Origin of the sequence: Macrococcoides bohemicum (assembly GCF_016865215.1) — a bacterium.
GTDB lineage: Bacteria > Bacillota > Bacilli > Staphylococcales > Staphylococcaceae > Macrococcoides > Macrococcoides bohemicum.
This window is the reverse complement of the sequence record NZ_CP054482.1, coordinates 2,279,288-2,304,691: the sequence shown is the minus strand read 5'-3', so window position 1 is coordinate 2,304,691 and position 25,404 is coordinate 2,279,288. Positions and strand designations below refer to the sequence as shown.

Below are 25,404 nucleotides of genomic sequence, written 5' to 3'. Positions count from 1 at the left end.
ATTTTTTTATTTTGCATTTCATGAAAAGGTATAACGTGAGTTGTGATAAAATAATATAATATTAAATACTATGAGTGAGGAATTATTATGATTTATGAAAATGCATCAGCAAAAATCAATTTGACATTAGACACTTTATATAAACGAGAAGATGGATATCATGAAGTAGAGATGATTATGACAACGGTGGATTTATATGATCGATTAACTTTAGAAAAGCGTAAAGACAAGCAAATCGTATTAAAAGTGGAGCACCTGTACGTGCCCAATGATAATCGTAATTTAGCATATAAAGCAGCGAAGATTATGATGGAGCGTTATAATCTAGACTCTGGTGTTACCATTACGTTGGATAAGACGATTCCAATAGCAGCAGGGCTTGCGGGTGGATCTAGTGATGCAGCAGCGACATTTCGCGGTATGAATAGATTGTTTGAGTTAGGTTTATCGCTTGATACATTGGCAGAACATGCAGCTGAAATCGGTTCAGATATTTCATTCTGTGTGCATGGTAAGACGAGTCTTTGCACAGGTCGTGGTGAGCAGTTGAAACATTTACCGAAACCACCTGCTTGCTGGGTCATCTTAGCGAAACCTGATATTAGCGTTTCTACACAAGAAGTGTATACCGCACTTGACTTATCGAAACCTCACGCAAAAATTGATAGTAAGGCTTGTGCTGAAGCAATTGAGAATGGCGATTATAACGAGATGATACGCCATTTGGGAAATCGTTTAGAAGCGGTTACGATAGAGATGCATCCGATTATACAGACATTAAAAGACACGATGATGAAAGCTGGCGCAGATATAGCGATGATGAGTGGTAGCGGTCCGACAGTTTACGGATTAGCAGCGAAAGAACGGCAGGCAAAGAGTGTTGTCAATGCACTTAAAGGTTGCTGCAAAGAAGTATATATGGTGCGCATGTTAGGATGAATATAAATTCCCGAACATTTATGGTATATTTAACGTATAATATGCGCAAAGAGGGATTTTAATGAAGTTTAAAAGAAGTGAAAGAATCGTTTATATGACAAGTTACTTGTTGAGTCATCCTAATGAGCTTGTGCCATTGACGTATTTCGTAGATAAATTCGGGCAGGCAAAATCTTCGATTAGCGAAGATGTACAAATCATTAAAGATACATTTATCAAAGAAGAAATCGGAACAATCACGACTACTGCAGGAGCAAGTGGTGGTGTAACGTTCAAACATAAGATGTTTTATAAAGAGGCAGATCAATTGATTTCTCAGTTGTGTGAAATGCTGCAGGAGAAAGAACGATTGCTACCAGGTGGCTATCTTTTCATGTCTGATGTTGTAGGGACACCAAGTCTATTAAATCAAGTTGGAAAGCTCATTGCAACGATGTATATGGATGAAGAGTTAGATGCTGTCGTAACGATTGCAACGAAAGGTATTTCATTAGCAAACGCAGTTGCAAGTATACTTAATCTGCCAGTTGTTGTAATTCGTAAAGACAATAAGGTCACAGAAGGATCAACGGTTTCGATAAATTATGTTTCAGGTTCTTCACGAAAAATTGAAACAATGGTATTATCAAAAAGGACATTACCTGAAGGCTCAAAAGTTTTAATCGTAGATGATTTTATGCGTGCAGGTGGATCAATTACAGGTGTTATGAATTTAATGAATGAGTTTAAAGCCACTGTTAAAGGGGTAACAGTCTTAGTAGAATCAAAAGAAGTTAAAAATCGCTTGATTCAAGACTATACCTCTTTAGTGAAATTATCCGACGTAGATGAATATAATCAATCTTTTACAGTTGAGAAAGGTAATTGCTTAGAAAAATTTTCTAAATAAAAAGGAGATATCATCATGAAATCTATTTTTTCAAAAAATGCGCCAGCAGCAATTGGACCATACAGCCACGCTGTTGTAGTTAACAATATGGTTTATACAAGTGGTCAAATTCCACTGACTATAGATGGTGAAGTAATAGGTGATGACGTTGCAGAGCAAACGAAGCAAGTATTAGAAAACTTATCAGCTGTATTAGAAGAAAGTGGATCGAATTTAAATTCAGTAGTAAAAACAATGATTTTTATTAGTGATATGAATGACTTCCCAATCATCAACGAAGTGTATGGCGAATATTTCAATGAGCACCTTCCTGCAAGAAGTTGTGTTGAAGTGAGTCGTCTTCCTAAAGATGTGAAAGTTGAAATCGAAGCGGTAGCTCTAAAAGTTAAGTAGATTTTTAACTTACATTTTATTAGGAGGCTATCTAAGATGAAAGTCACAGATGTTAGAATGAGAAAATTAGCTACAGACAGTAGAATGAAAGCATTGGTATCAATCACGCTGGATGAGGCATTTGTCATTCATGATTTACGCGTTATTGAAGGGAACAACGGATTATTCGTGGCAATGCCGAGTAAACGTACTGCAGATGGCGAATTCCGTGACATCGCCCACCCAATCAATAGCGAGATGCGTCAAGAAATTCAGGCTGCAGTCATGAAAGTATATGACGAAACTGAAGCGATTGATCCAAGTGAGTTAGGAAAGAATAATAATAACGATGTGGATACTGCTGAAGATGCTACAAGTGAAGCAGCACCTAATTTAGTAGAATCTGATTCACAAACGACAGTTGAAGAAGATTTAAAATAATTGAAATGAAATAGTGTTTAAGCGTGTCTGATAACAAATTATCAGACACGCTTTTTTGTTTATCGAAATATACATAATGTATGTTAAAATAAAAATAACTGAGCAGATTACACATCTCATAGCTTATAAAAAAATGTTTTACTGGGGGATAATATATATGACAAAACAAGCTGTTATTTTAGCTGCAGGAAAAGGGACACGAATGAAGTCAAAACTACATAAAGTATTACATCCTGTCTGTGGTAAACCAATGGTACAGCATGTAATAGATAATATTAAAGCAGCAGGTGTAACAGATATCGTTACAATCGTTGGATATGGCGCTGAAGATGTAAAGCGTGCTTTAGCAGATCAATCTCAATTCAGCATGCAGACAGAACAATTAGGGACTGCACACGCTGTTCAAATGGCTGCAGAGCATTTAGCAGATAAAGAAGGTACGACAATTGTAATTTGTGGAGACACACCTTTAATTTCAGAAGAGACAATTCAAGGCTTTGTAGCACATCATGAAACAACTGGTGCAAAAGCAACGATTCTTTCAGCTAAAACGAATACACCGTTCGGATATGGACGTATTATTCGTGACGAACACGGTAGTGTTGAACGTATTGTAGAAGAAAAGGATGCTAACATTGAAGAAAAATTAGTCAATGAAATTAGTTCTGGTACTTTCTGTTTTGATAATAAATTATTATTCGAATTATTAAAGCAAGTTGATAATGATAATGCACAAGGTGAGTATTATTTACCTGATGTGATTAAATTATTACGTGCACAAGGTGAAATTGTAGAAGCGTTTGTTACTGAAGATTTCAGTGAAACGTTAGGTATAAATGATCGCTATAATTTATCGATTGCTGAACAAACGATGCGTTTACGTATTAATAAAATGCACATGATGAATGGTGTGACAATTATTGATCCGCTGACAACGTATATTGATAAAGATGTTGAAATCGGAGCGGATACTGTTATTGAGCCAGGCGTTATGTTAAAAGGGAATACTAAAATTGGTGAAGGCGTAGTAATTACTGCGCACACTACGATTGAGAATAGTGAAATAAAGGACGATGTTACAGTAAAACAATCATATATTTCAGAATCATTTGTTGATGAAAGAACGGCAATTGGACCCTTTGCACAGCTTCGTCCAGGTAGTGATGTAGGTAAAGAAGTTAAGATTGGTAACTTCGTAGAAATTAAAAAATCTAAACTAGAAGATGAAGCGAAAGTTTCACATTTAAGCTATATTGGTGATGCTGAAATCGGTGCACGTACAAACATTGGCTGTGGTGCGATTACTGTAAATTATGATGGCAAAAACAAGTTTAAAACTGTTGTTGGTAAAGATTCGTTTATCGGATGTAATTCAAATCTTGTAGCGCCACTTCATATTGGAGATGAATCTTTTGTGGCTGCAGGCTCTACCATTACAGATGATGTGCCAAATAAAAGTCTGGCTTTAGGACGTGCAAGACAAACTACAAAAGAAGGCTACTACGATAAAGCATAGTAATGTATAATATTAAGGTCATAGTAAAGTTATTTCATATACAGAAAGCGATAAATAATACGATATCTAAAATGGGGGCATTACAAAATGATGATGAATAATGAATACAGAAATACAACTTTAAAGATTTTTTCTCTAAACGCTAACCAGCCTTTAGCTGAAGAAATTGCTAAAGAGGTAGGGATTCCTTTAGGAAAATCAAGCGTTAAACGTTTCAGTGATGGAGAAGTTCAAATCAACATCGAAGAAAGTATTCGTGGATGTGATGTATTTATCGTTCAACCGACATCTAATCCGGTAAATGAACATTTAATGGAATTATTAATCATGATTGATGCATTAAAACGTGCTTCAGCAGTAACAATTAACGTTGTAATGCCTTATTATGGTTATGCACGTCAAGACCGTAAAGCACGTAGTCGTGAGCCAATCACTGCGAAATTAGTTGCAGATATGATTGAAAAAGCTGGTGCAGACCGCGTTATTGCTTTAGATTTACATGCACCTCAAATTCAAGGTTTCTTCGATTTACCGATTGACCATTTAATGGGCGTACCTATTCTTTCTGATTACTTCGAAGCGAAAGAAGAAATCGATAAAGATTCATTGGTTATCGTTTCACCTGACCATGGTGGAGTGACACGTGCGCGTAAGATGGCAGATCGCTTAAAAGCACCGATCGCAATTATCGATAAACGTCGTCCAAAACCAAATGTTTCTGAAGTTATGAATATCGTGGGTGATATTAATGGGAAAACTGCAATCATCATTGATGACATCATCGATACAGCAGGTACAATCACATTAGCTGCTCAAGCGTTAATCGACAAAGGTGCAAAAGAAGTATATGCATGTTGTACACACCCTGTATTATCAGGCCCTGCTTATGAAAGAATTGAAAACTCAGCAATTAAAGAATTAGTTGTTACAAACTCTATTTTATTACCTGAAGAAAATAAACCAGCAAAAATTAAACAATTATCGGTTGGTGAATTATTGGCACAAGCAATCGTTCGTGTATATGAACAAGAATCTGTAAGTATTTTATTTGATTAATAGTGCTTTAGACACAATGTTGATGCGTAACATTGTGTTTTTTTATTATTAAAAATTTTTAAAAATAAAAATGTTTAGAAGAAGTTTAACGGGGTATTTATTAATTATGTGTTAAACATTTAAGACAAATAAACACTTTGCAAGCAGGTTATCACAACTGATGGGTAAGGTGTAGGAGCGCAAAGAAGTGCGCACAAAAGGAGTAATAATTATGAGTAAATTAAAAGCAACGATTAGACAAGGTAAACAAACGCGTTCAAGTTTAAACAAAGTACGTAACGAAGGTAAGATTCCAGCTGTAATATACGGTTATGGTGCTAAAAACACTTCAGTTAAAGTTGAAGAAGTTGATTTCATTAAAGTAATCCGTGAAGTTGGACGTAACGGTGTTATCGAACTTGAAGTAGGTTCAAACACAGTTAAGGTTATGGTATCTGACTACCAAATCAATCCGATTAAAAACAAAATTACGCATATCGACTTTTTAGCAATCAATATGAAATCTGAATTAACAGTTGATGTAGTAGTAAACTTAGTGGGTGAAGCTGAAGGCGTGAAAGAAGGCGGCGTTGTTCAACAACCATTATTCCAATTATCTGTTACTGCAACACCTGATGATATCCCTGAAAACATCGAAGTCGATGTTACTGAATTAAATATCGGTGATACAATCACTGTTGGTGATTTAAAAGCAGATAAAGCTTACACAATCAACAATGAAGATGATGAAGCAATCGTTTCTCTAGTACCTCCAACAGTTGAAGAGCCTGCTGAAGAAGGCGAAGCGGCAGAAGGTGAAGTAGCGGAAGGAACTGAAGCTGCTGAAAGCGAAGAGAAATCAGAAGAAAAAGCTGAATAATTATTCGAATCCAAGGGACATGCATTTGTATGTCTCTTTTTTTATATTATAATAGTGATAATGATTAAGCGGAGGATTTAAATATGAAATGTATCGTTGGATTAGGTAATATAGGTAAGAAATATGAAGATACACGACATAATGTAGGTTTTATGGTCGTAGATGAATTTTTGAAGAAACATAATATAGAGTTAGATAAACAGAAATTTAAAGGAAACTATACAGTAGCAAATATTAATGGTGAGAAAGTACTGATTATTGAACCGATGACGTATATGAATTTATCAGGTGAAGCGGTTCGTCCGTTAATGGATTATTATAAAGTAGCTGTAGAGGATTTAGTTGTACTATATGACGATCTCGATATGCCACAAGGTCGTATTCGTATTCGTCAGAAAGGTTCTGCTGGTGGGCAGAATGGTATGCGCTCAATTATACAACATTTAGGGACACAGGAATTTAAGCGTATTCGTTTAGGCATTGGTCGTCCTGAAGGTCGTAAACCTGTGGTTGATTATGTATTGCAGAAATTTAGTGAAGACGAAATGATAACGATGCAGAAAGTGATTGATCATACAATCGAAGCACTTGAAACATTTATCGGTGGAGAGCGATTCGAAAATGTTATGAATCAATATAATGGTGATGTATGAGACAGATAATAGATAAATTGTTGAATAGTGATGAACGATTTAATGAGTTTAATGATTCACTTGGTAAACAAAATATATTAGTGACTGGATTAAATCCAAGTGCAAAAGCTGTAATTCTTGCGGAAAGTTATTTTAGCCATAAAAAACAAATGATTGTCGTGACAAGTAACTTGTTTCAGGCAGAAAAATTAGAAAATGATTTAGCACAACTCATTGATGAAGAAGAATTGTTTAAGTTTCCGGTACAAGATATTATGATTGAAGAGTTCTCGACAAAAAGTCCAGACTTAATGCGTGAACGTATTCGCACACTTACCCACCTGGCGAAAGGTCAAGCTGGGTTATTTCTCGTGCCGATTAACGGACTTCAAAAGCTTGTAAGTCGACCGGAATTATTTACAGACTATCATCGTGAAATAAAAATTGGAGAAGATATTGATCTCATTCAACTGCAACAAGATTTAGTATATATGGGATACCAAAAAAGTGAGCGCGTAACGACGCTTGGTCAATTTTCAGTACGTGGTGGATTAATTGATATTTTTCCGATGATTGGTGAGCCGGTCCGCATTGAATTATTCGATACGGAAGTAGACGCTATTCGTTATTTTGATGCGGACAGTCAACGCTCATTAAATAATATTGATTCAGTTGAAATTTCTACTGCAAGTGAATTTATTTTTACGAGTAAAGATATAGAACTACTTGAATCTAATTTATCAGAAGCATTTGAGACAACACGCCAAAAGATTGCGACAAATGTGAGAGATGATTTACGTGATACGTATCAAACGATCAAAATGAATATGGGAGAAATACTTAATCATAATATTTTGCGTCGCGTTGTAAAATTTGTTTATGATAAAGAGACGACGATTATTGATTACTTTGATAAAGAAGCAATTGTGATTGTTGATGAAATTAATCGTGTAAACGAAGCGATAGAATCAAGTATTCGCGAAACAAGTGAATTTCACCAATCTTTAATTGAATCGGGTCGTGGATTTGTCGGTCAGACTTTTATTAAAGAAGATAGCTTTGAAACACTAATGAATCAATTTAATGTGGCATACTTTACACTGTTTACTGCTGCTATGCCTGTGAAGTTACAAAATATCTATAAATTCTCTTGTAAACCATTGCAGCAGTTTTACGGACAATATGATTTAATGTTCTCTGAGTTTGATCGTTTCAGAAAAAATGACTTCAATATCGTTGTACTGGCAAGTAATGCAACGAGAAAAGATAAGATTAAATCGATGCTTGCTGATATGAAACTACCTGTAACGCTTGATGTTAAGGGAAGTAAACCAGGCATTAGTATAATTGTCGAAGGTGATTTGTCAGAAGGTTTCGAGTTACCGTTTATGAAACTTGTTGTTATCACTGAACGCGAGCTATTTAAATTACGCAAAGAAAAACCTAAACGTACGAAGAAGTTATCGAATGCTGAGAAAATTAAATCTTATCAGGAATTAAATGTTGGCGACTACATTGTCCATGTGCATCATGGCGTAGGACGTTATATGGGTGTTGAGACCTTACTCGTCAATAAGATGCATAAAGACTATATTAAAATTCAATATAAAGGGACAGATCAACTGTTTGTACCAGTCGATCAAATGAATTATGTGCAAAAGTTTGTTGGTTCAGAAGATAAAGAGCCGAAGCTAAACAAACTCGGAGGCACAGAATGGAAAAAGACAAAAGCGCGCGTTCAACAAAGCGTTGAAGATATCGCTGAAGAATTATTGAAGTTATATCAAGAGCGTGAACGCATTGAAGGATACCAATTCGGACCTGATACTGAGGCACAGGAAACGTTTGAAATGGACTTTCCATATGAACCAACTGCAGACCAGGTACAAAGTCTCGTTGAAATTAAGCAAGATATGGAAAAGCGTAAACCGATGGATCGTCTGCTTTGCGGTGACGTAGGTTACGGTAAAACTGAAGTCGCTGTTCGTGCAGCGTTCAAAGCGGTACTTGATGGTAAACAAGTTGCATTTTTAGTGCCGACGACAATACTCGCACAACAACATTATGAGACTTTAATTGAGCGTATGCAGGATTATCCGGTTGAAATACAAATGATGAGCCGTTTCAGATCAAAGAAAGAGATAGATGAAACGAAAAAAGGATTAAAGTCTGGATTCGTTGATATTGTAGTCGGTACACATAAACTACTGAGCAAAGATATTGTGTATAAAGATTTAGGCTTGCTTATCGTCGATGAAGAGCAACGATTTGGTGTTACACATAAAGAGAAAATTAAAGCGTTGAAGACAAATGTCGATGTATTAACGCTTACAGCAACACCAATTCCAAGAACATTGCATATGAGTTTACTGGGTGTACGTGACTTATCGGTTATTGAAACACCACCGGAAAATAGATTTCCGGTACAGACGTATGTACTGGAATATCAACATAACTTTATTAAAGAAGCGATGGAACGTGAATTAGCACGTAACGGACAAGTATTTTATCTATACAATCGTGTAGCGAGCATTTATCAGAAAGCTGAACAGTTAGAGATGATGATGCCTGACGCGCGCATTGCTGTTGCGCATGGTCAATTATCAGAACGTGAACTGGAAGAAACGATGCTTAGGTTTATTAATGGTGAATACGACATTTTAGTGACAACAACAATTATCGAAACGGGTGTCGATGTACCGAATGCCAATACTTTAATAATTGAAGATGCAGACCGATTTGGCTTAAGTCAACTGTATCAGTTACGTGGTCGCGTCGGTCGTAGTAATCGTATTAGTTATGCCTACTTCTTGCACGCACCAAATAAAGTACTCACTGAAGTGGCTGAACAGCGTTTGCAGGCAATAAAAGAATTTACTGAGCTTGGCTCTGGATTTAAAATTGCAATGCGTGATTTAAATATTCGTGGCGCAGGGAATTTGCTTGGTCGACAGCAACATGGCTTTATTGATTCTGTAGGGTATGATTTGTATTCTGAAATGCTGCAGCAAGCGGTTAATGAAAAACGTGGTATTAAACAAGTCGAAGAAGTGCCTCAACTAGAAATAGAAGTAGAAGTTGATGCATATATTCCAGCTGACTATATTCGTGAAGAACAAGCGAAGATTGAATTTTATAAAAAGCTACGCAGCGTAACGACAGAATCAGAATTAATGGATATTCAGGATGAAATGACCGATCGATACGGTGAATATCCTGAAGCGGTAGATCAGTTAATGAAGATCGTTGAAATCAGGATAAATGCTTTAGCATTTGGTATTGTGAATGTGAAAGATACAGGTAAGTCGGTTGTGCTTGAGTCAAGCATTGCAACAACGAATAAAATTAACGGTGAACGTTTATTTAAAGCGACAGAAGGTTTCGGTCGAGACTTAAAAATAGAATATAAAGACAATATAATGACATTTAAGCTGAAGAAAAATGCAAACTGGCTTGCTGCATTAGTACAACTCACGCATCAAATACAAGAAGGAATCGAGATTGATGGAGAATAAGAACCCGGCATTTAACAGCGTGATTATACTGACAATAACGATGTTAATCGTGAAAATTTTAAGTGCGATATATCGCGTACCCTATCAAAATATTTTAGGTGATACGGGTCTCTATGCCTATCAGCAAGTATATCCAATCATTGCGATAGTTTCAGTACTGTCGTTAAATGCAATTCCATCAGTTATCAGTCAATCTCGTTATGAAAAGTCATTTATAGGAAAATTATATAAACAAATTACCTGGATAAGCATGTCGGTATTGGTGGTCGTATTAATTTGTAGCGATATCATTGCAAATTTAATGGGTGACCCAATGCTAAGTAATATGTTACGCGTCTCCAGTTTAGTGTTGCTACCATTTCCAGCAGTTGCGATGATTCGCGGGAAACTGCAGATGAATCATGCAATGAAAGAAATTGCTTATTCTCAGGTGATTGATCAGGTAGTACGTGTATCTATTATATTGATTTCGATTGGATTATTTGTATGGATGGACTTATCAGTCTATCAAAGTGGTGCATTAAGTATTTTTGGTTCATTTGCCGGTTTACTTGGAGCTTGTATTTATTTGAAGTGGCAAGATAAACGTCAAACCATTAATTACCGAGGAAATAATGCAGGATCATATCGAAGTTTTATTACGCTGATTGTATTTTATAGTTTGAGTTATCTAATTATGATTCTGTGGCAGCTTATAGATAGCTTTACAGTCATTAATCAACTGAAAATATTAATGTCGCTTGAAGAGGCTAAAGCACTAAAAGGGATATATGATCGTGGGGCGTCACTTATTCAAATGGGACTTATTGTTACAACTTCTTTCTCGCTTGTACTGATTCCATTGCTTTCGGAATGCAAACAAAGACACGACTTGAAGCAGATGAATAGCTATGCGAATAGTGCGCTTAAAATTACTATCGTTTTTAGTAGCGCTGCTGCTATAGGGTTAATGAATTTAATTAAACCATTTAATATGTTCCTGTTCAAGTCTGTGGCAGGTTATGAAGCGCTGTTTATTTATATGTTAGCTATCATTTTCGTATCACTTATCATTATGTACACTGCAATGCTTCAAATCTTTGAAGCCTATCGCATACAACTATGGGGGATTGGTTTAGGATTAGGGGTAAAAATCATACTCAACTTATTACTGATATCTCGCTTTGATATTAAAGGTGCTGCACTCGCAACAGTTACAGGATTATTCGTCTATGCATACGTGTTACATATCGGTGTTGTACATCGGTACGAAATTGCTTTTCAATCATTTTTGATTAAGTGGGGCATAGCACTTTTAGTGATGAGTGTATTAATTCAACTTGAAATGATGATAGATTTTAATACACGTATCGGTGCGCTTTCTGTCGCACTTATCGGGGTAATTACAGGAGGCATTATTGTATTGTATGCTATGATTAAGTGGAAGATTATAACGAGTGAAGAGTGGCAACATTTACCATTCGGTAGTGTGATGAATAAATTAATGAGAGAGTGATTGGATGAATAAAATAACAGTTGTAGGTCTAGGGAACTATGGTCTGGATGAGTTACCTTTTGGAATATATCGCTTTTTAAATAAGGCAGACAAAGTTTATGTGAGAACAATGCGTCACCCAGTTGTTGAAGATTTAGAAGAGATTGAATGGATTAGCTTTGATGAAGTATATGAAGAAAATGATGATTTCAGCAATGTCTATGAAGAAATTGTAAGTCGCCTGAAAATGCTGGCTAAAACTGAAGATGTTATCTATGCAGTGCCCGGTCATCCGATGGTTGCAGAATCAACAACTGAGTTATTGCTTGCAGATAACACTTTAAATATTGAAATATTAGGCGGAAAAAGCTTTATCGATGACCTGTTCCAGGCAGTGCAGTTTGATCCAAACAATGGCTTTCAGATGCTTGACGGAACGATGCTTGATGCATCATCAATTAATCCTGGAAATGGCCTCATTGTAACGCAAGTGTATGATCAGTTGATCGCAAGTGATGTAAAAGTTTCATTGTTAGAATTATACCCTGCTGAACATAATGTTGCTATCGTTACAGGTGCACGTGGAGAAGATGCAGATGTAATATGGCGACCTTTGTATGAAATGGATCATGATTTTGCGTTATCCAATTTAACGTCACTTTTTGTACCGCCATTAAATGATGAGCAATTATCAGGTGACTTTGAATATTTCACAGCAGTGATGGATACGCTTGTAGGAGAAAATGGATGTCCATGGGATAAAGAACAAACGCATCAGAGTTTGAAACGATATTTATTAGAGGAAACATATGAATTGTTTGAAGCAATTGATAATGATGATATTGATAACATCATCGAAGAGTTAGGCGATATATTATTACAAGTGGTATTTCATAGTGCCATTGCAAAAAAAGATTACATGTTCGATGCGAGAGAAGTAGTAAAGAGCATTACCGATAAAATGATTCGTCGTCACCCACATGTGTTTGGAGATGAATCAATATCAACCGTAGATGAATTACATGATGTCTGGAAAGATGCTAAAGCGAAAGAAGGAAAACAAGAACGTACTGTGAAAAGAGAGAAAATTTTTGCAGATATATTCTTAAAGTTATATGATTTGAATAAAATTCAAAACGTATCTTTAAAAGATGCTTTGAAAGAAATTGAAGGTGGAATAGATGAGACTCGATAAATATTTAAAAGTATCACGTTTAATTAAACGTCGTACGTTAGCAAAAGAAGTGAGTGACCAAGGGAGAATTAAAATCAATGGTAATGTTGCGAAGGCTTCAAGCACTGTAGCTGTTGGTGATGAATTAGAAGTACGTTTAGGACAACGCATCATTACGGTTGAAGTCACAGACTTGAAAGAACATGCAACAAAAGATAATGCAAAAGGGATGTTTGAAGTAAAAAAAGAAGAAAAAATTGAACAGCCTTTTGAGTAGGAGTGTTACGTATGGCTAAAGAAGTACGTAAAATTGAAAATGAATACACGAAGGAACAGGCTCGCATTAATCGATTGAATCGTAAAAGTAGCAAGATTGTAAAGAAACGTATGACAGTTTTTGGGGGTATTCTTCTTGCTATCTTATTATTTTTAACGTTACTTCTCTTTATGCAAATGAATACAAATAGAGCTTTGAAGCAGGAACAAGCGAAACAAACTGTCGAGCTGGAAAAACTTAAAGATAAAGAAATCGCACTGAAAGAACGTTTAAAACAGCTTAATAGTAAAGAATATATTGAAAAGATTGCACGTAGTGAATATTTCTTGAGTAATGATGGAGAAGTAATCTTTAAGATTCCTGAAAAAGATAAAAAGGAAGATGGAACTTAATAAGTCAGACTTCACAGATAATTTGATTAATCAAGTTGTAAAAAGAGAAAATCAAGCATATAATGATATATTATGAAGAATTAATCGGGAGGATTTATTAAACTTATGGCAATTGAAGTTGGAAACAAATTAAAAGGTAAAGTTACAGGCGTTAAAAATTTCGGTGCATTCGTTGAGTTACCAGAAGGCAAAAGCGGACTAGTTCACATTAGTGAAGTTGCAGATAGTTACGTAGAAAATATTGCTGAACATTTAAAAGTTGGCGATGAAGTAGAAGTTAAAGTATTAACAATTGGTGATGATGGAAAGATTAGCCTTTCAATTAAAAAAGCAAAAGAACGCCCAAGAAAACCTGCACCGCCAAAAGTTGAGAAAAAGCCTGAAGACTTTGAAAAAAAATTATCAAATTTCTTAAAAGACAGTGAAGATCGACTAACTTCAATTAAACGTCAAACAGAGTCACGTCGTGGTGGAAGAGGATCAAAGCGTTAATACGTTTGTTTATCTAAATCAAGAGCTAGGGTCTGACCCTGAGCTCTTCTTTTGTTGAGGTGGTGAGATTTTGGAATGTTTATGGAATGAATATGACACCATAGCGGTTGCTGTTTCGGGTGGCGTCGATAGCATGGTATTGCTCGATAAGGTGAACGTATTAAACCATCATAAGAAGTTATATGTATTGCATGTTAATCATCAGTTACGTGACGTATCAGATGAAGAAGAAAAAATGATTCAAGCATATTGTAAGCAGCATAATATCGAATTAATTACTTATACGATTCCTAAAAACGCATTTAACCCGAACAAAAGTATCCAGCGTGAAGCACGAGATATTAGATACCATTTTTTCGAAACACAAATTAATATAAAGCATATTGACTGTTTATTAACAGCGCACCATAAAGATGATCAGCTCGAAACGATATTTTTTAGACTAATGACGAATCGATACCACTATCAACCGATAAATATTCAGCAAGTGGTTATACGTGATGGTTATCGACTAATGCGTCCTTTAATAAATGTGAGTAAAGCTGAATTAATAGAGTATGCACATGAATTTAATGTGCCATATATGACAGATGCATCGAATGCAGACAGCAAATATTTAAGAAACTTTATTCGTAATGATGTATTCAAAGTATTAGATGATTCTTCAATAGATAAGCATCAGTTATTGAATTTAGCTGATTATATGGAAGATGTAGATGATTTAATCGACTTACACGTTGAGCATTATAAAATGGATATTGAAAATAATGCATTATCACGATATAAGTTGTCAGAAGAAAATCGATTAGTCATTCAAAAAGTACTGCTTACATTTATTCAGAGATATGTTGCACAATATACTTTAAGCTATAGTTTGTTAAACGAAATAATACGTGTACTTCAAAGTGAAGCGAAGCACGCTTCGTTTGACATCGCTCCAGGTTGGCATATTCAAATTGCATATGATAAATTGATAGTACGAAATAAAAATGAAAAGACTGATGACTATTTAGAAATGGTTTCACCCGGGAAATATTACTTTAATGATTATAAAATAGAGATTAAAGATGAAATTGGTCCAATCACAATTCGAACAAGAAAAGATGGAGATGTCATCCGAATGAATGGTATGCATCAAAAAGTAGCACGAATTCTTAAAGATTTAAAAGTATCTGTCTATGACCGTCCGAAAGTACCGATCATTTGTGTTGAAGACGAAGTAATAGCGATTGGCCATTATAAATCTAACCATCACCCTTTCAATAATAAAATAACAATTACAAAGGAGAACTAAATCATGCATAATGATATTGAATCAATTGTATTAACAAAAGAACAGATTGAAGCAGCTTGTGAGCGTCTTGGAAAAGAAATCACTGCTGATTATGAAGGTAAGCTACCTTTATGTGTCGGAATTTTAAAAGGATCTATTCTATTTATGGCCGACTTAATTAAGCATATTGATACACATGTTGAAATGGAATTTATGGATGTTTCATCTTATCATGGCGGCACAGAATCAACAGGAGAAGTTAAAATTTTAAAAGACCTAGACGTTTCTGTTGAAGGGCGCGATATTATTATTATCGAAGATATTTTAGAAACTGGAACAACGCTTAATGCAATCGTTGATTTATTAAAATATCGCAAAGCGAATTCGATTGAAATCGTAACATTATTAGATAAGCCTACACGCCGCAAAGTAGATATTGAGGCAAAATATGTAGGTGAGAAGATTCCTGATGATTTCGTTGTAGGTTATGGGTTAGATTATCAGGAAAAATATCGTAATCTGCCATACATTGGATTATTAAAAGAAGAAGTTTATACTAAATAGTGAAGCATTGCACTGAAAAGAAAATAAAATTTGTAAAAATTGTGTAAGTTTAATTAGTAGATTGAACAACATTTATTATGTTAAAATCTTTGTTAGCTTTACAAATAGGTAGGAGGACAACGTGAATGCAAAAAGCCTTTCGTAGTATATTGATGGTAACACTAATAGGTATCGTCTTATTCGGTGTGTTTTCAATGATTAATGGCACGGGTTCGATGCCAAAACAGATGACATACACGAAGTTAATGTCTCAGCTGGAAAAAGGTAATGTTAAAGAAATGACGATCCAGCCTGGACAAGATGTATATTTAGTCAAGGGAACATTAAAAGGTGCTAAACCAAATGAAACATTTACATCAGTATTGATGTATAACAACCAAAAAGATTTAGATAAAATCACTAAAATTGCTGAAGAGCAAGATGGTGATTTGAAATTTGATATAAAGCCAGCTGATAAAGAAAATGTATTTTTAGGTATGTTAAGTACATTAATTCCATTATTATTATTAGCATTTGTCTTTATTTTCTTCCTATCTCAATCACAAGGCGGCGGCGGTGGTGGCCGTGTTATGAACTTCGGTAAGTCTAAAGCGAAGCTCTATGATGATAAAAAGAAAAAAGTGCGCTTCAATGATGTAGCTGGAGCGGATGAAGAGAAAGCAGAATTAATTGAAATTGTAGATTTCTTAAAAGATAATCGGAAATTTGTGAAAATGGGCGCACGTATTCCTAAAGGTGTGCTTTTAGTAGGACCTCCAGGTACAGGTAAAACGTTAATCGCACGTGCAGTTGCTGGTGAAGCAGGTGTGCCATTCTTCTCTATCAGTGGTTCTGACTTCGTTGAAATGTTCGTCGGTGTCGGTGCCAGTCGTGTACGTGACCTGTTCGAAAATGCTAAGAAAAATGCGCCATGTATCATTTTCATCGATGAGATTGATGCAGTAGGACGTCAGCGTGGTGCTGGTGTCGGTGGTGGGCACGATGAACGTGAACAAACATTGAACCAATTATTAGTTGAGATGGATGGTTTCGGTGAGAACGAAGGCATCATTATGATTGCTGCGACAAACAGACCTGATATTTTAGATCCAGCGTTATTACGTCCTGGACGTTTTGACCGTCAAATTCAAGTTGGAGCTCCGGATGTTAAAGGCCGTGAAGCAGTACTTAAAGTACATGCGCGTAATAAACCACTTGATGAAACAGTAGATTTAAAAGCTTTAAGTCAACGTACACCTGGTTTCTCTGGTGCAGACTTAGAGAACTTATTAAACGAAGCAGCGCTTGTCGCTGCACGTCAAGGTAAGGCGAAGATTGATATGCGTGATATTGATGAAGCAACAGACCGTGTTATTGCAGGTCCAGCGAAGAAATCACGTGTTATTTCTGAGAAAGAAAGAAATATCGTTGCATGGCACGAAGCGGGACATACAATTATCGGCTGTGTATTAGATGAAGCAGAAATGGTACATAAAGTTACAATCGTGCCACGTGGTCAAGCTGGTGGATATGCGATGATGTTACCGAAACAAGATCGTTATTTTATGACTAAACCTGAATTATTAGATAAGATTGTCGGATTATTAGGTGGACGTGTAGCAGAAGAAATCACATTCGGTGAAGTATCTACAGGTGCGCATAATGACTTCCAGCGTGCAACAGGTATTGCACGTAAGATGGTAACTGAATATGGTATGAGTGATAAGCTTGGACCATTACAATTCGGTCAAACGCAAGGAGAAGTATTCTTAGGTCGTGACATGGGTCATGAACCGAACTACTCAGATCAGATTGCGTATGAAATTGATCTTGAAGTTCAACGTATTATTAAAGAAAGTTATGCAAGATGTAAAGAAATCCTTCTTAAACATCAGGATAAACTTGATTTAATTGCGAAGACATTATTAACAGAAGAAACATTAGTAGCAAACCAAATCAATAGTTTATTCGTTGACGGTACTTTACCGGAAGTAAGCTATGATGATTCACATCTATATCACATGAAAGAAAAAGAAGTAGTTGTAGATAATACCGATGATTCTAGAGTGACAGTTAAAGATGTTGAAGATAATGATTCAGAGGACGCAGGTTCTTCATACGAAGAAGTTAAGGAACAATTAAAAAATCCTGACGCGCCAATCGATGAATCGGAAAATGAACCAGAACCAAAAGTTGATAAATTAGACAAAGATAAATTCTAAAATTGAAGGCGGAGAAGAAGCGTTGCTTCGAATCCGCCTCTTTTTAAAAGGAGAAAAAGAATGACGAAAGATTATTTAGTAAGAGCATTAGCATTTAATGATGAAGTGCGTGCATTTAGTGTAAGAACAACAAATTTAGTCGAAACTGCAAGGGAAAAACATGATACGTGGCGTGTTGGCACAGCTGCGCTTGGTCGTACTTTGACAGTTGGTGCAATGATGGGTGCGATGCTTAAGAACGAAGAGAAATTAACGGTAACAATTAACGGTGGTGGGCCACTTGGTCAAATTGTTGTTGACGCAAATGCAAAAGGTGAAGTACGTGGTTATGTTCAAAATCCTCATGTACAGGTGGAATCGATTAGACCGGGAAAAATGGATGTTGGTGAAGCGGTAGGGCGCAGTGGTTATATTAATGTCGTTAAAGATATCGGTATGCGAGATTACTTTACTGGTTCAACAGAAATTCATAACGGAGAAATCGCAGAAGATTTTGCCTACTATTTTGCAACAAGTGAACAGGTACCGGCAGCAGTTGGCTTAGGCGTATTATGTACACCTGAAGAATTGACACAGGCAGCCGGTGGATTTATTATTCAGTTATTGCCATTTGCCAGCGAAGAAACGATTTCGTTTTTAGAAGAACGCATTAACAATATGGAACCCATCTCTAATCTGATTGATAAAGGTTTATCACCTGAACAAATTTTAGAAGAGATATTGGGTGAAGATAATATTCGTATTATCGATACGATGCCAATTGAGTTTAAGTGTCATTGCGGCAAAGAGAAATTCTTAACTGCAATCAAAGGACTCGGTGAAGCAGAAGTTGAATCCATGATAGAAGAAGATGGCGGCGCAGAAGTTGAATGTCATTTCTGTCGTGAGAAATATAATTTTACACCTGACGAGTTACGTAGCATCATCGCGTAAACGGATTATTTTTATTTAAATGTTAATTTTGATATACTTATTCCGATGAAAAAAGTAAGAATAATTTTACAATTTGGAGGAAAATATGATGTCATTAAGAGTAGAACGCGTTACTGATTTAATTGGAAATACGCCATTAGTGAAATTAAACAATGTTGTGCCGGAAGGTGCTGCAGATGTATATGTGAAATTAGAGTATCAAAACCCAGGTAGTTCAGTGAAAGATAGAATTGCTTTAGCGATGATCGAAGCTGCTGAAAAAGAAGGAATCATTAAGCCAGGAGATAATATAGTAGAGCCGACTTCAGGTAACACAGGGATTGGTTTAGCGATGGTCGCAGCAGCAAAAGGTTACAAAGCCACTTTAGTGATGCCTGATACAATGAGTCAGGAGCGTCGTACATTACTTAAAGCATACGGTGCAACGTTAGTGTTAACACCGGGTGCTGAAGGTATGAAAGGTGCGATTGCAAAAGCAAATGAACTAAAAGATGAGCACGGTTACTTTATGCCACAGCAATTCGAGAATATGTCGAATCCTGAAGTGCATAAATTAACGACGGGTCCTGAAATTGTTAAAGCGATGGAAGGATTATCAATTGATGCATTTATTTCAGGAGTTGGTACTGGTGGTACTTTATCAGGAGCTGGTGCAGTATTAAAAGCACACAATCCAGATGTTGAAATTATTGCAGTAGAACCAACTGATTCACCAGTATTAAGTGGTGGACAGCCAGGGCCGCATAAAATCCAGGGTATTGGTGCAGGATTTGTACCTAAAACGTTAAACGCTGAAATTTACACAAGCATTACACAAGTTACAAATGAGGAAGCGATGGAAACAAGTCGTTTAGTAGCACGTGAAGAAGGAATATTAGCTGGTATTTCTTCTGGAGCAGCAATTAAAGCGGCAATAGATAAAGCGGTTGAATTAGGTAGTGGTAAGAATGTCGTAGCAATTTTACCAAGTAATGGAGAACGATATTTATCTACACCTTTATTTGCGAACCTTCAGGACTAATTCATATCAATATAGACTGAGACGAGAAGTCTCAGTCTTATTTTTATTATAGTAATTTTGTTATAATGAAATGAATATACTGTGGAGGTAAAAATGATGAAGCAGACATTAGTAATGGGAATTCTAAATGTAACACCTGATTCATTTTCTGATGGTGGGCAATATAACGCCGTTGATAATGCTGTAGCACGTGTGCATGAAATGATAGCGCAAGGTGCCAACATTATCGATATTGGCGGCTACTCAACGCGTCCTGGTTATAGCGAGATTTCTATAGAAGAAGAATTGAATCGTGTCGTACCGGTATTAAAGGCGCTTAAAGATGTCGATACGCTTATTTCTGTCGATACTTTTAGAAGTGAAGTCGCAGAAGCAGCGCTTCAGCATGGTGCACATATCATCAATGATCAGTGGGCAGGAAAATATGATCCGAACATATTTGAAGTCGTAAAAAAATATAATGCCGAAATTATTTTAATGCATAATGCAAAAGAAGAAGTTGTTGGCGACATTATGGAACATATGGTGACAGATTTATGTACGCAGGCGAATAAAGCACAAGCGTGTGGCATTGAACGTGATAAAATATGGATTGATCCAGGTATCGGATTTGCGAAGTCACGCGAACAGGAAATCAAGGTGATGCATCGTTTAGATGAACTTGTTGCGCTGGATTATAAAGTGCTGCTTGCAACAAGTCGTAAACGTATGGTAAAAGAGCTGCTAGGTGGAGAAACAACACCGATTGAACGTGACGAAGGTACGCTGGCTACTACTGCAATCGGAATTAATGCAGGTGTCGATGCTGTTCGTGTTCATAATGTACAAATGAATGCGCGCTTTATTAAAGTGATGGATCAACTTAAAGGAGACTACAATGGATAAAATATTTTTAACGGGTATGCAGTTTTATGCATATCATGGTGTATTTGAAGCGGAGAACCAGATAGGGCAAATATTTATCGTTGATGTTGAGCTTGATGTAGATTTAAAAAAAGCGGGCGAAACTGATGACCTTGATCATACCGTAAACTATGGATTGGTTTATGAAGATATTAAGGCGGAAATGTCTATTCAGTCAAAATTATTAGAACATGTAGCCGAACGTATTGCAAAAATACTCTTCAGTCACTATAATCAGATAATGGCCTTAAAAGTCAAAATTACAAAAATGAATCCACCAATACCAGGTGTGTATGATGGTGTAGGCGTAGAAATTCATAGAACGAGGTAGTTATGACGACAGTATATTTAAGCTTTGGCAGTAATATGGGTGATAGAGAACGACAAATTAACGATGCTTTGAACTTGTTAAATACTCTTCCAGAGACAAAGGTGACGAAGATTTCAAGTCTTTACGAAACAGCGCCAGTAGGTGGTGTTGAGCAAGATGACTTTTTGAATGGTGTTGTCGCACTAGAAACCAATTTGTCACCGATAGAATTGTTAGACAATATTCAGGCAATTGAATTAAAGCTCAATCGTGTTCGCAAGATTCACTGGGGACCGAGAACAATCGATTTAGATATTGTGTTGTTTGGTGATTTAGTAATGGATAGTGAGCGATTAAAAGTACCACATCCATTTATGCATGAGAGAAGTTTTGTATTAATTCCTCTGAATGAAATTGCCTCGCAGGCAATTCATCCAGTATTAAATAAAAAGATAAGTGATATTGTAACTTTGGACCCGGATGTAAGAATTTATAAGTGAGGGTAAGTATATGTGGAAAATTGGAGATATTGAAATAAATAATAAAGTTGTGCTCGCACCGATGGCTGGTGTGTGTAATGCGGCGTTTAGATTAACAGTAAAAGAATTTGGTGCAGGTTTAGTATGCGCTGAAATGGTAAGTGATAAAGCGATTCTTTTCAATAATGAAAAAACGATGAAAATGCTTTATATTGATGAGAATGAAAGACCGTTATCGTTACAGATATTCGGTGGAGAAAAAGAAACGTTAGTCGAAGCAGCTAAATATGTTGATCAAAATACAACAGCAGATATTATCGATATTAATATGGGATGTCCTGTTTCAAAGATTATTAAATGTGAAGCAGGTGCAAGATGGTTGCTTGACCCACCTAAAATTTATGAAATGGTGTCAGCAGTTGTTGAAGCAGTAAACAAACCAGTTACTGTAAAGATGCGTATTGGTTGGGATGATGAACATATTTACGCTGTAGAAAACGCAAAGATGATTGAGAAAGCTGGCGCATCAGCAATCGCGGTGCATGGTAGAACACGTGTTCAAATGTATGAAGGACATGCGGACTGGGATGTTATTCGCCAAGTAAAAGAAGCCGTAAGTATTCCTGTTATCGGTAACGGTGATGTAACAAGTCCTGAACTTGCGAAGAAGATGCTTGATGAAACTGGTGTTGATGCGGTAATGATTGGCCGTGAAGCATTAGGAAATCCATGGATGATCTATCGTACAGTGCATTATCTGGAAACTGGTGAATTAATGCCTGAGCCGCATATTTCAGAGAAGATGAAAGTTGCAACGCTTCATCTAGACCGTTTAATTGAATTAAAGGGTGAAAAAGTAGCTGTAATGGAAATGCGTAAACATGCATCATGGTATTTAAAAGGGATTCGTGGGAATGGTAAAGCACGTAAGTTAATCAATCAAGCTGAGACACGCGACGAATTAGTTGATATACTTAAATCATTCGAAACATATGTTATTGAAGCAGAGAAAAATGAAGAATCTAAAATCGCAGAAGGAGTGTAATGAAATGACAGAAGAATTAAACGACCAAATGTTGGTACGTCGTCAAAAAATGCAAGATTTATTAGACCAGGGGATCGATCCATTTGGTCAAAAATTTGTGAGAACAGCAACTTCTGCTTCGTTAAAAGCAGATTGGGATGCTTTTTCTAAAGAAGAATTACATGATAAAGAAGAAGAATCAAAAGTATCTTTCGCTGGACGTATCATGACAAAACGCGGTAAAGGTAAAGCGGGATTTGCTCACGTTAAAGATTTAGATGGACAAATTCAAATCTATGTTCGTAAAGATGCAGTTGGTGACGAACAGTTCGAATTATGGAACAATGCTGATCTAGGCGATATCGTTGGTATTGAGGGTGTGATGTTCAAAACGAACACTGGAGAACTTTCTGTTAAAGCCAAGTCGTTTACACTATTATCAAAAGCACTTCGTCCATTACCGGATAAATTCCACGGATTACAGGATGTTGAACAACGTTATCGTCAACGTTATTTAGACTTAATCACAAGTGAAGAGTCAACACAAACTTTCATTACGCGTAGTAAAATCATTCAGGAAATGCGTAGCTACTTAAATACGAAAGGTTTCTTAGAAGTTGAAACACCAATGATGCATACAATCGCTGGTGGCGCTGCTGCACGTCCATTCGTTACACATCATAACGCACTTGATATGGAACTTTATATGCGTATTGCCATTGAATTACACTTAAAACGTCTAATCGTAGGTGGATTAGAAAAAGTATATGAAATCGGTCGCGTATTCCGTAATGAAGGTATTTCAACACGACATAATCCTGAATTTACGATGATTGAATTATACGAAGCATATGCAGACTATAAGGATATTATGGATTTAACAGAAGAAATGGTAGCACATATTGCTGAAAAAGTTACAGGTTCTACAACTGTTGATTATGCAGGCGAACAAATTAACTTAGCACCAAAATGGCGTAGATGGCATATGGTTGATGCTGTTAAAGAATACACAGGTGTTGATTTCTATGAAGTGAAAACTGACGAAGAAGCACATAGTCTTGCTAAAGAACACGGTGTTGAAGTTAAACCGAATATGAAATACGGTCACATCTTAAATGAATTCTTCGAACAAAAAGTAGAAGAAAACTTAGTGCAGCCTACATTTATTTATGGACATCCAGTGGAAGTATCTCCACTTGCTAAACAAAATCCAGAAGATCCACGCTTTACAGATCGTTTCGAATTATTTATCGTACGACGCGAACATGCAAATGCATTTACAGAATTAAATGATCCAATCGATCAAAAACAACGTTTTTTAGCACAAATGGAAGAAAAAGCTGCAGGTAACGATGAAGCACATGAGATGGATGAAGATTACATTGAAGCATTAGAATATGGTATGCCGCCAACAGGTGGGTTAGGAATTGGTATTGACCGTTTAGTGATGCTGCTGACAAACAGTGCATCTATTCGTGACGTATTATTATTCCCTTATATGAGACATAAATAATCGAATCATACTTAAAAGACTCTAAATCCTTATCTATCAAGGATTTAGAGTCTTTTTTATTCTGTAAAAATTATCAGAATTTACTTTCTTTTAAAAAATAGAAAAAAATAAAGAAAAAGCGTTGACTTTACAATTCAAATTGCGTATTATTAAAAAGTCGCTTACAACGAGTGACATATTAAGAAAGTTAATCAATTGTAAAGTTCATGAACACAGTGTAAAATTTACTATTGAAATAATCTTCGAAGCTGTTATACTTATATAAGTATTGAAAATTTGTCTGGTGATGATGGCAGAGAGGTCACACCTGTTCCCATACCGAACACAGAAGTTAAGCTCTCTAGCGCCGATGGTAGTTGGTCTTACGATCCGCGAGAGTAGGACGTTGCCGGGCAATATATACCCAGGAGGATTAGCTCAGCTGGGAGAGCATCTGCCTTACAAGCAGAGGGTCGGCGGTTCGAGCCCGTCATCCTCCACCATTTATTTATTATGCCGGAATAGCTCAACTGGTAGAGCAACTGACTTGTAATCAGTAGGTTGAGGGTTCAAGTCCTTTTTCCGGCACCATTTCTTTGAGCCATTAGCTCAGTTGGTAGAGCATTTGACTTTTAATCAAAGGGTCAGAGGTTCGAATCCTCTATGGCTCACCATTATTTTAATATTTTAATATTAAAACTTAATATGCGAAAGTAGTTCAGTGGTAGAATACAACCTTGCCAAGGTTGGGGTCGCGGGTTCGAATCCCGTCTTTCGCTCCATTAAGAAAATTAAATGCCGGGGTGGCGGAACTGGCAGACGCACAGGACTTAAAATCCTGCGGTAAGTGATTACCGTACCGGTTCGATTCCGGTCCTCGGCACCATTTAATTTTATTTTTTTGCGCCCGTAGCTCAATTGGATAGAGCGTTTGACTACGGATCAAAAGGTTAGGGGTTCGACTCCTCTCGGGCGCGTTTATTAATAACGGGAAGTAGCTCAGCTTGGTAGAGCACTTGGTTTGGGACCAAGGGGTCGCAGGTTCGAATCCTGTCTTCCCGACTTACTTAATAATTTTGGGGGCTTAGCTCAGCTGGGAGAGCGCCTGCTTTGCACGCAGGAGGTCAGCGGTTCGATCCCGCTAGTCTCCACCATAAAATTTTAAGATGAACATTG

Annotated in this window: 24 protein-coding genes, 8 tRNA genes and 1 rRNA gene; all 33 read left to right on the top strand. The window is 36.6% G+C overall.

All coding sequences use genetic code 11. The annotated features are described in order from the left end of the window. Window positions 1–87: 87 nt before the first annotated feature. The 33 genes from ispE (at window position 88) to HT586_RS11885 (ending at window position 25,382) form a co-directional block, all read left to right on the top strand. Window positions 88–939 carry a 4-(cytidine 5'-diphospho)-2-C-methyl-D-erythritol kinase gene (gene ispE, locus HT586_RS12045; protein WP_096077820.1) on the top strand — a complete coding sequence of 284 codons (852 nt, stop codon included), beginning with the start codon at window positions 88–90 and terminating at the stop codon, window positions 937–939. 61 nt (window positions 940–1,000) lie between these two features. Then, window positions 1,001–1,828: a pur operon repressor gene (purR, locus tag HT586_RS12040; protein WP_096077821.1), complete on the top strand. Its 828-nt coding sequence runs from the start codon at window positions 1,001–1,003 to the stop codon at window positions 1,826–1,828. A gap of 15 nt (window positions 1,829–1,843) precedes the next feature. Further along, window positions 1,844–2,221 (top strand): RidA family protein, encoded by a 378-nt coding sequence (locus tag HT586_RS12035; protein ID WP_096077822.1) that lies wholly within the window; start codon window positions 1,844–1,846, stop codon window positions 2,219–2,221. 36 nt (window positions 2,222–2,257) lie between these two features. Then, entirely contained in the window at window positions 2,258–2,641 is a 384-nt protein-coding gene (spoVG, locus tag HT586_RS12030) for a septation regulator SpoVG (protein ID WP_203545880.1), read from the top strand. Between the two features lie 157 nt (window positions 2,642–2,798). Further along, window positions 2,799–4,157 carry a bifunctional UDP-N-acetylglucosamine diphosphorylase/glucosamine-1-phosphate N-acetyltransferase GlmU gene (gene glmU, locus HT586_RS12025; protein WP_133355171.1) on the top strand — a complete coding sequence of 453 codons (1,359 nt, stop codon included), beginning with the start codon at window positions 2,799–2,801 and terminating at the stop codon, window positions 4,155–4,157. A 90-nt stretch (window positions 4,158–4,247) separates the two neighbouring features. Further along, on the top strand, window positions 4,248–5,213 hold the full coding sequence (locus HT586_RS12020; RefSeq protein ID WP_096078144.1) for a ribose-phosphate diphosphokinase: 966 nt from the start codon (window positions 4,248–4,250) through the stop codon (window positions 5,211–5,213). A gap of 211 nt (window positions 5,214–5,424) precedes the next feature. Further along, window positions 5,425–6,072, top strand: a complete 648-nt coding sequence (locus HT586_RS12015) for a 50S ribosomal protein L25/general stress protein Ctc (RefSeq protein WP_133355173.1) — start codon at window positions 5,425–5,427, stop codon at window positions 6,070–6,072. An 83-nt stretch (window positions 6,073–6,155) separates the two neighbouring features. Next, on the top strand, window positions 6,156–6,725 hold the full coding sequence (pth, locus tag HT586_RS12010) for an aminoacyl-tRNA hydrolase (RefSeq protein ID WP_096077826.1): 570 nt from the start codon (window positions 6,156–6,158) through the stop codon (window positions 6,723–6,725). Then, the gene (mfd, locus tag HT586_RS12005) at window positions 6,722–10,219 is read left to right on the top strand and encodes a transcription-repair coupling factor (protein WP_203545879.1); all 3,498 of its coding nucleotides are present in this window, start codon (window positions 6,722–6,724) and stop codon (window positions 10,217–10,219) included. The genes pth and mfd overlap by 4 nt, the downstream gene beginning before the upstream one ends. Continuing rightward, on the top strand, window positions 10,209–11,714 hold the full coding sequence (locus HT586_RS12000) for a polysaccharide biosynthesis protein (RefSeq protein WP_219497831.1): 1,506 nt from the start codon (window positions 10,209–10,211) through the stop codon (window positions 11,712–11,714). The genes mfd and HT586_RS12000 overlap by 11 nt, the downstream gene beginning before the upstream one ends. Window positions 11,715–11,718: 4 nt before the next feature. Continuing rightward, window positions 11,719–12,888 (top strand): MazG family protein, encoded by a 1,170-nt coding sequence (locus HT586_RS11995; RefSeq protein WP_096077829.1) that lies wholly within the window; start codon window positions 11,719–11,721, stop codon window positions 12,886–12,888. Next, window positions 12,875–13,144, top strand: a complete 270-nt coding sequence (locus tag HT586_RS11990) for an RNA-binding S4 domain-containing protein (RefSeq protein ID WP_096077830.1) — start codon at window positions 12,875–12,877, stop codon at window positions 13,142–13,144. The genes HT586_RS11995 and HT586_RS11990 overlap by 14 nt, the downstream gene beginning before the upstream one ends. An 11-nt stretch (window positions 13,145–13,155) precedes the next feature. After that, window positions 13,156–13,536, top strand: coding sequence for an FtsB family cell division protein (locus tag HT586_RS11985; protein WP_096077831.1), 381 nt, complete (start codon window positions 13,156–13,158; stop codon window positions 13,534–13,536). Window positions 13,537–13,641: 105 nt separating this feature from the next. After that, the gene (locus tag HT586_RS11980) at window positions 13,642–14,028 is read left to right on the top strand and encodes a S1 domain-containing RNA-binding protein (RefSeq protein ID WP_096077832.1); all 387 of its coding nucleotides are present in this window, start codon (window positions 13,642–13,644) and stop codon (window positions 14,026–14,028) included. A 70-nt stretch (window positions 14,029–14,098) separates the two neighbouring features. Continuing rightward, window positions 14,099–15,322, top strand: coding sequence for a tRNA lysidine(34) synthetase TilS (tilS, locus tag HT586_RS11975; RefSeq protein ID WP_203545877.1), 1,224 nt, complete (start codon window positions 14,099–14,101; stop codon window positions 15,320–15,322). Between the two features lie 3 nt (window positions 15,323–15,325). Then, complete coding sequence (gene hpt / locus HT586_RS11970) at window positions 15,326–15,865, top strand: hypoxanthine phosphoribosyltransferase (protein WP_096077834.1); 540 nt, start codon at window positions 15,326–15,328, stop codon at window positions 15,863–15,865. Between the two features lie 125 nt (window positions 15,866–15,990). Next, entirely contained in the window at window positions 15,991–18,066 is a 2,076-nt protein-coding gene (ftsH, locus tag HT586_RS11965; protein WP_133355179.1) for an ATP-dependent zinc metalloprotease FtsH, read from the top strand. Between the two features lie 60 nt (window positions 18,067–18,126). After that, on the top strand, window positions 18,127–18,999 hold the full coding sequence (hslO, locus tag HT586_RS11960; RefSeq protein ID WP_203545876.1) for an Hsp33 family molecular chaperone HslO: 873 nt from the start codon (window positions 18,127–18,129) through the stop codon (window positions 18,997–18,999). An 85-nt stretch (window positions 19,000–19,084) separates the two neighbouring features. After that, complete coding sequence (cysK, locus tag HT586_RS11955; RefSeq protein WP_407943975.1) at window positions 19,085–20,020, top strand: cysteine synthase A; 936 nt, start codon at window positions 19,085–19,087, stop codon at window positions 20,018–20,020. Between the two features lie 96 nt (window positions 20,021–20,116). Beyond that, a complete protein-coding gene (gene folP / locus HT586_RS11950) occupies window positions 20,117–20,905 on the top strand; it encodes a dihydropteroate synthase (RefSeq protein WP_203545875.1) in 789 nt (262 codons plus the stop codon). Then, a complete protein-coding gene (gene folB, locus HT586_RS11945) occupies window positions 20,898–21,254 on the top strand; it encodes a dihydroneopterin aldolase (protein ID WP_096077838.1) in 357 nt (118 codons plus the stop codon). The genes folP and folB overlap by 8 nt, the downstream gene beginning before the upstream one ends. Before the next feature lie 2 nt (window positions 21,255–21,256). Further along, window positions 21,257–21,733, top strand: a complete 477-nt coding sequence (gene folK / locus HT586_RS11940) for a 2-amino-4-hydroxy-6-hydroxymethyldihydropteridine diphosphokinase (protein ID WP_096077839.1) — start codon at window positions 21,257–21,259, stop codon at window positions 21,731–21,733. Between the two features lie 10 nt (window positions 21,734–21,743). After that, window positions 21,744–22,757 (top strand): tRNA dihydrouridine synthase DusB, encoded by a 1,014-nt coding sequence (gene dusB / locus HT586_RS11935; RefSeq protein WP_111746988.1) that lies wholly within the window; start codon window positions 21,744–21,746, stop codon window positions 22,755–22,757. Window positions 22,758–22,761: 4 nt separating this feature from the next. Then, on the top strand, window positions 22,762–24,249 hold the full coding sequence (lysS, locus tag HT586_RS11930; protein WP_133355181.1) for a lysine--tRNA ligase: 1,488 nt from the start codon (window positions 22,762–22,764) through the stop codon (window positions 24,247–24,249). Window positions 24,250–24,528: 279 nt separating this feature from the next. Beyond that, window positions 24,529–24,643, top strand: a 5S ribosomal RNA gene (gene rrf, locus HT586_RS11925). Between the two features lie 12 nt (window positions 24,644–24,655). After that, window positions 24,656–24,731 (top strand) — tRNA-Val (locus HT586_RS11920). A gap of 12 nt (window positions 24,732–24,743) precedes the next feature. Further along, window positions 24,744–24,819 (top strand) — tRNA-Thr (locus HT586_RS11915). 7 nt (window positions 24,820–24,826) lie between these two features. Then, window positions 24,827–24,902, top strand: a tRNA-Lys gene (locus HT586_RS11910). Window positions 24,903–24,935: 33 nt separating this feature from the next. Beyond that, window positions 24,936–25,010 (top strand) — tRNA-Gly (locus tag HT586_RS11905). Window positions 25,011–25,025: 15 nt separating this feature from the next. Continuing rightward, window positions 25,026–25,114 (top strand) — tRNA-Leu (locus HT586_RS11900). A gap of 17 nt (window positions 25,115–25,131) precedes the next feature. Then, window positions 25,132–25,205: transfer RNA gene (locus HT586_RS11895), tRNA-Arg, on the top strand. Window positions 25,206–25,216: 11 nt separating this feature from the next. Next, window positions 25,217–25,290: transfer RNA gene (locus tag HT586_RS11890), tRNA-Pro, on the top strand. Between the two features lie 16 nt (window positions 25,291–25,306). Next, window positions 25,307–25,382 (top strand) — tRNA-Ala (locus tag HT586_RS11885). The last annotated feature ends 22 nt before the right edge of the window (window positions 25,383–25,404 follow it).

Bases quoted from the DNA above. Each gene is read 5' to 3' on its own strand.
- ispE (WP_096077820.1), top strand. From the start codon at position 88: ATGATTTATGAAAATGCATCAGCAAAAATCAATTTGACATTAGACACT.
- purR (WP_096077821.1), top strand. From the start codon at position 1,001: ATGAAGTTTAAAAGAAGTGAAAGAATCGTTTATATGACAAGTTACTTG.
- HT586_RS12035 (WP_096077822.1), top strand. From the start codon at position 1,844: ATGAAATCTATTTTTTCAAAAAATGCGCCAGCAGCAATTGGACCATAC.
- spoVG (WP_203545880.1), top strand. From the start codon at position 2,258: ATGAAAGTCACAGATGTTAGAATGAGAAAATTAGCTACAGACAGTAGA.
- glmU (WP_133355171.1), top strand. From the start codon at position 2,799: ATGACAAAACAAGCTGTTATTTTAGCTGCAGGAAAAGGGACACGAATG.
- HT586_RS12020 (WP_096078144.1), top strand. From the start codon at position 4,248: ATGATGAATAATGAATACAGAAATACAACTTTAAAGATTTTTTCTCTA.
- HT586_RS12015 (WP_133355173.1), top strand. From the start codon at position 5,425: ATGAGTAAATTAAAAGCAACGATTAGACAAGGTAAACAAACGCGTTCA.
- pth (WP_096077826.1), top strand. From the start codon at position 6,156: ATGAAATGTATCGTTGGATTAGGTAATATAGGTAAGAAATATGAAGAT.
- mfd (WP_203545879.1), top strand. From the start codon at position 6,722: ATGAGACAGATAATAGATAAATTGTTGAATAGTGATGAACGATTTAAT.
- HT586_RS12000 (WP_219497831.1), top strand. From the start codon at position 10,209: ATGGAGAATAAGAACCCGGCATTTAACAGCGTGATTATACTGACAATA.
- HT586_RS11995 (WP_096077829.1), top strand. From the start codon at position 11,719: ATGAATAAAATAACAGTTGTAGGTCTAGGGAACTATGGTCTGGATGAG.
- HT586_RS11990 (WP_096077830.1), top strand. From the start codon at position 12,875: ATGAGACTCGATAAATATTTAAAAGTATCACGTTTAATTAAACGTCGT.
- HT586_RS11985 (WP_096077831.1), top strand. From the start codon at position 13,156: ATGGCTAAAGAAGTACGTAAAATTGAAAATGAATACACGAAGGAACAG.
- HT586_RS11980 (WP_096077832.1), top strand. From the start codon at position 13,642: ATGGCAATTGAAGTTGGAAACAAATTAAAAGGTAAAGTTACAGGCGTT.
- hpt (WP_096077834.1), top strand. From the start codon at position 15,326: ATGCATAATGATATTGAATCAATTGTATTAACAAAAGAACAGATTGAA.
- ftsH (WP_133355179.1), top strand. From the start codon at position 15,991: ATGCAAAAAGCCTTTCGTAGTATATTGATGGTAACACTAATAGGTATC.
- hslO (WP_203545876.1), top strand. From the start codon at position 18,127: ATGACGAAAGATTATTTAGTAAGAGCATTAGCATTTAATGATGAAGTG.
- cysK (WP_407943975.1), top strand. From the start codon at position 19,085: ATGATGTCATTAAGAGTAGAACGCGTTACTGATTTAATTGGAAATACG.
- folP (WP_203545875.1), top strand. From the start codon at position 20,117: ATGAAGCAGACATTAGTAATGGGAATTCTAAATGTAACACCTGATTCA.
- folB (WP_096077838.1), top strand. From the start codon at position 20,898: ATGGATAAAATATTTTTAACGGGTATGCAGTTTTATGCATATCATGGT.
- folK (WP_096077839.1), top strand. From the start codon at position 21,257: ATGACGACAGTATATTTAAGCTTTGGCAGTAATATGGGTGATAGAGAA.
- dusB (WP_111746988.1), top strand. From the start codon at position 21,744: ATGTGGAAAATTGGAGATATTGAAATAAATAATAAAGTTGTGCTCGCA.
- lysS (WP_133355181.1), top strand. From the start codon at position 22,762: ATGACAGAAGAATTAAACGACCAAATGTTGGTACGTCGTCAAAAAATG.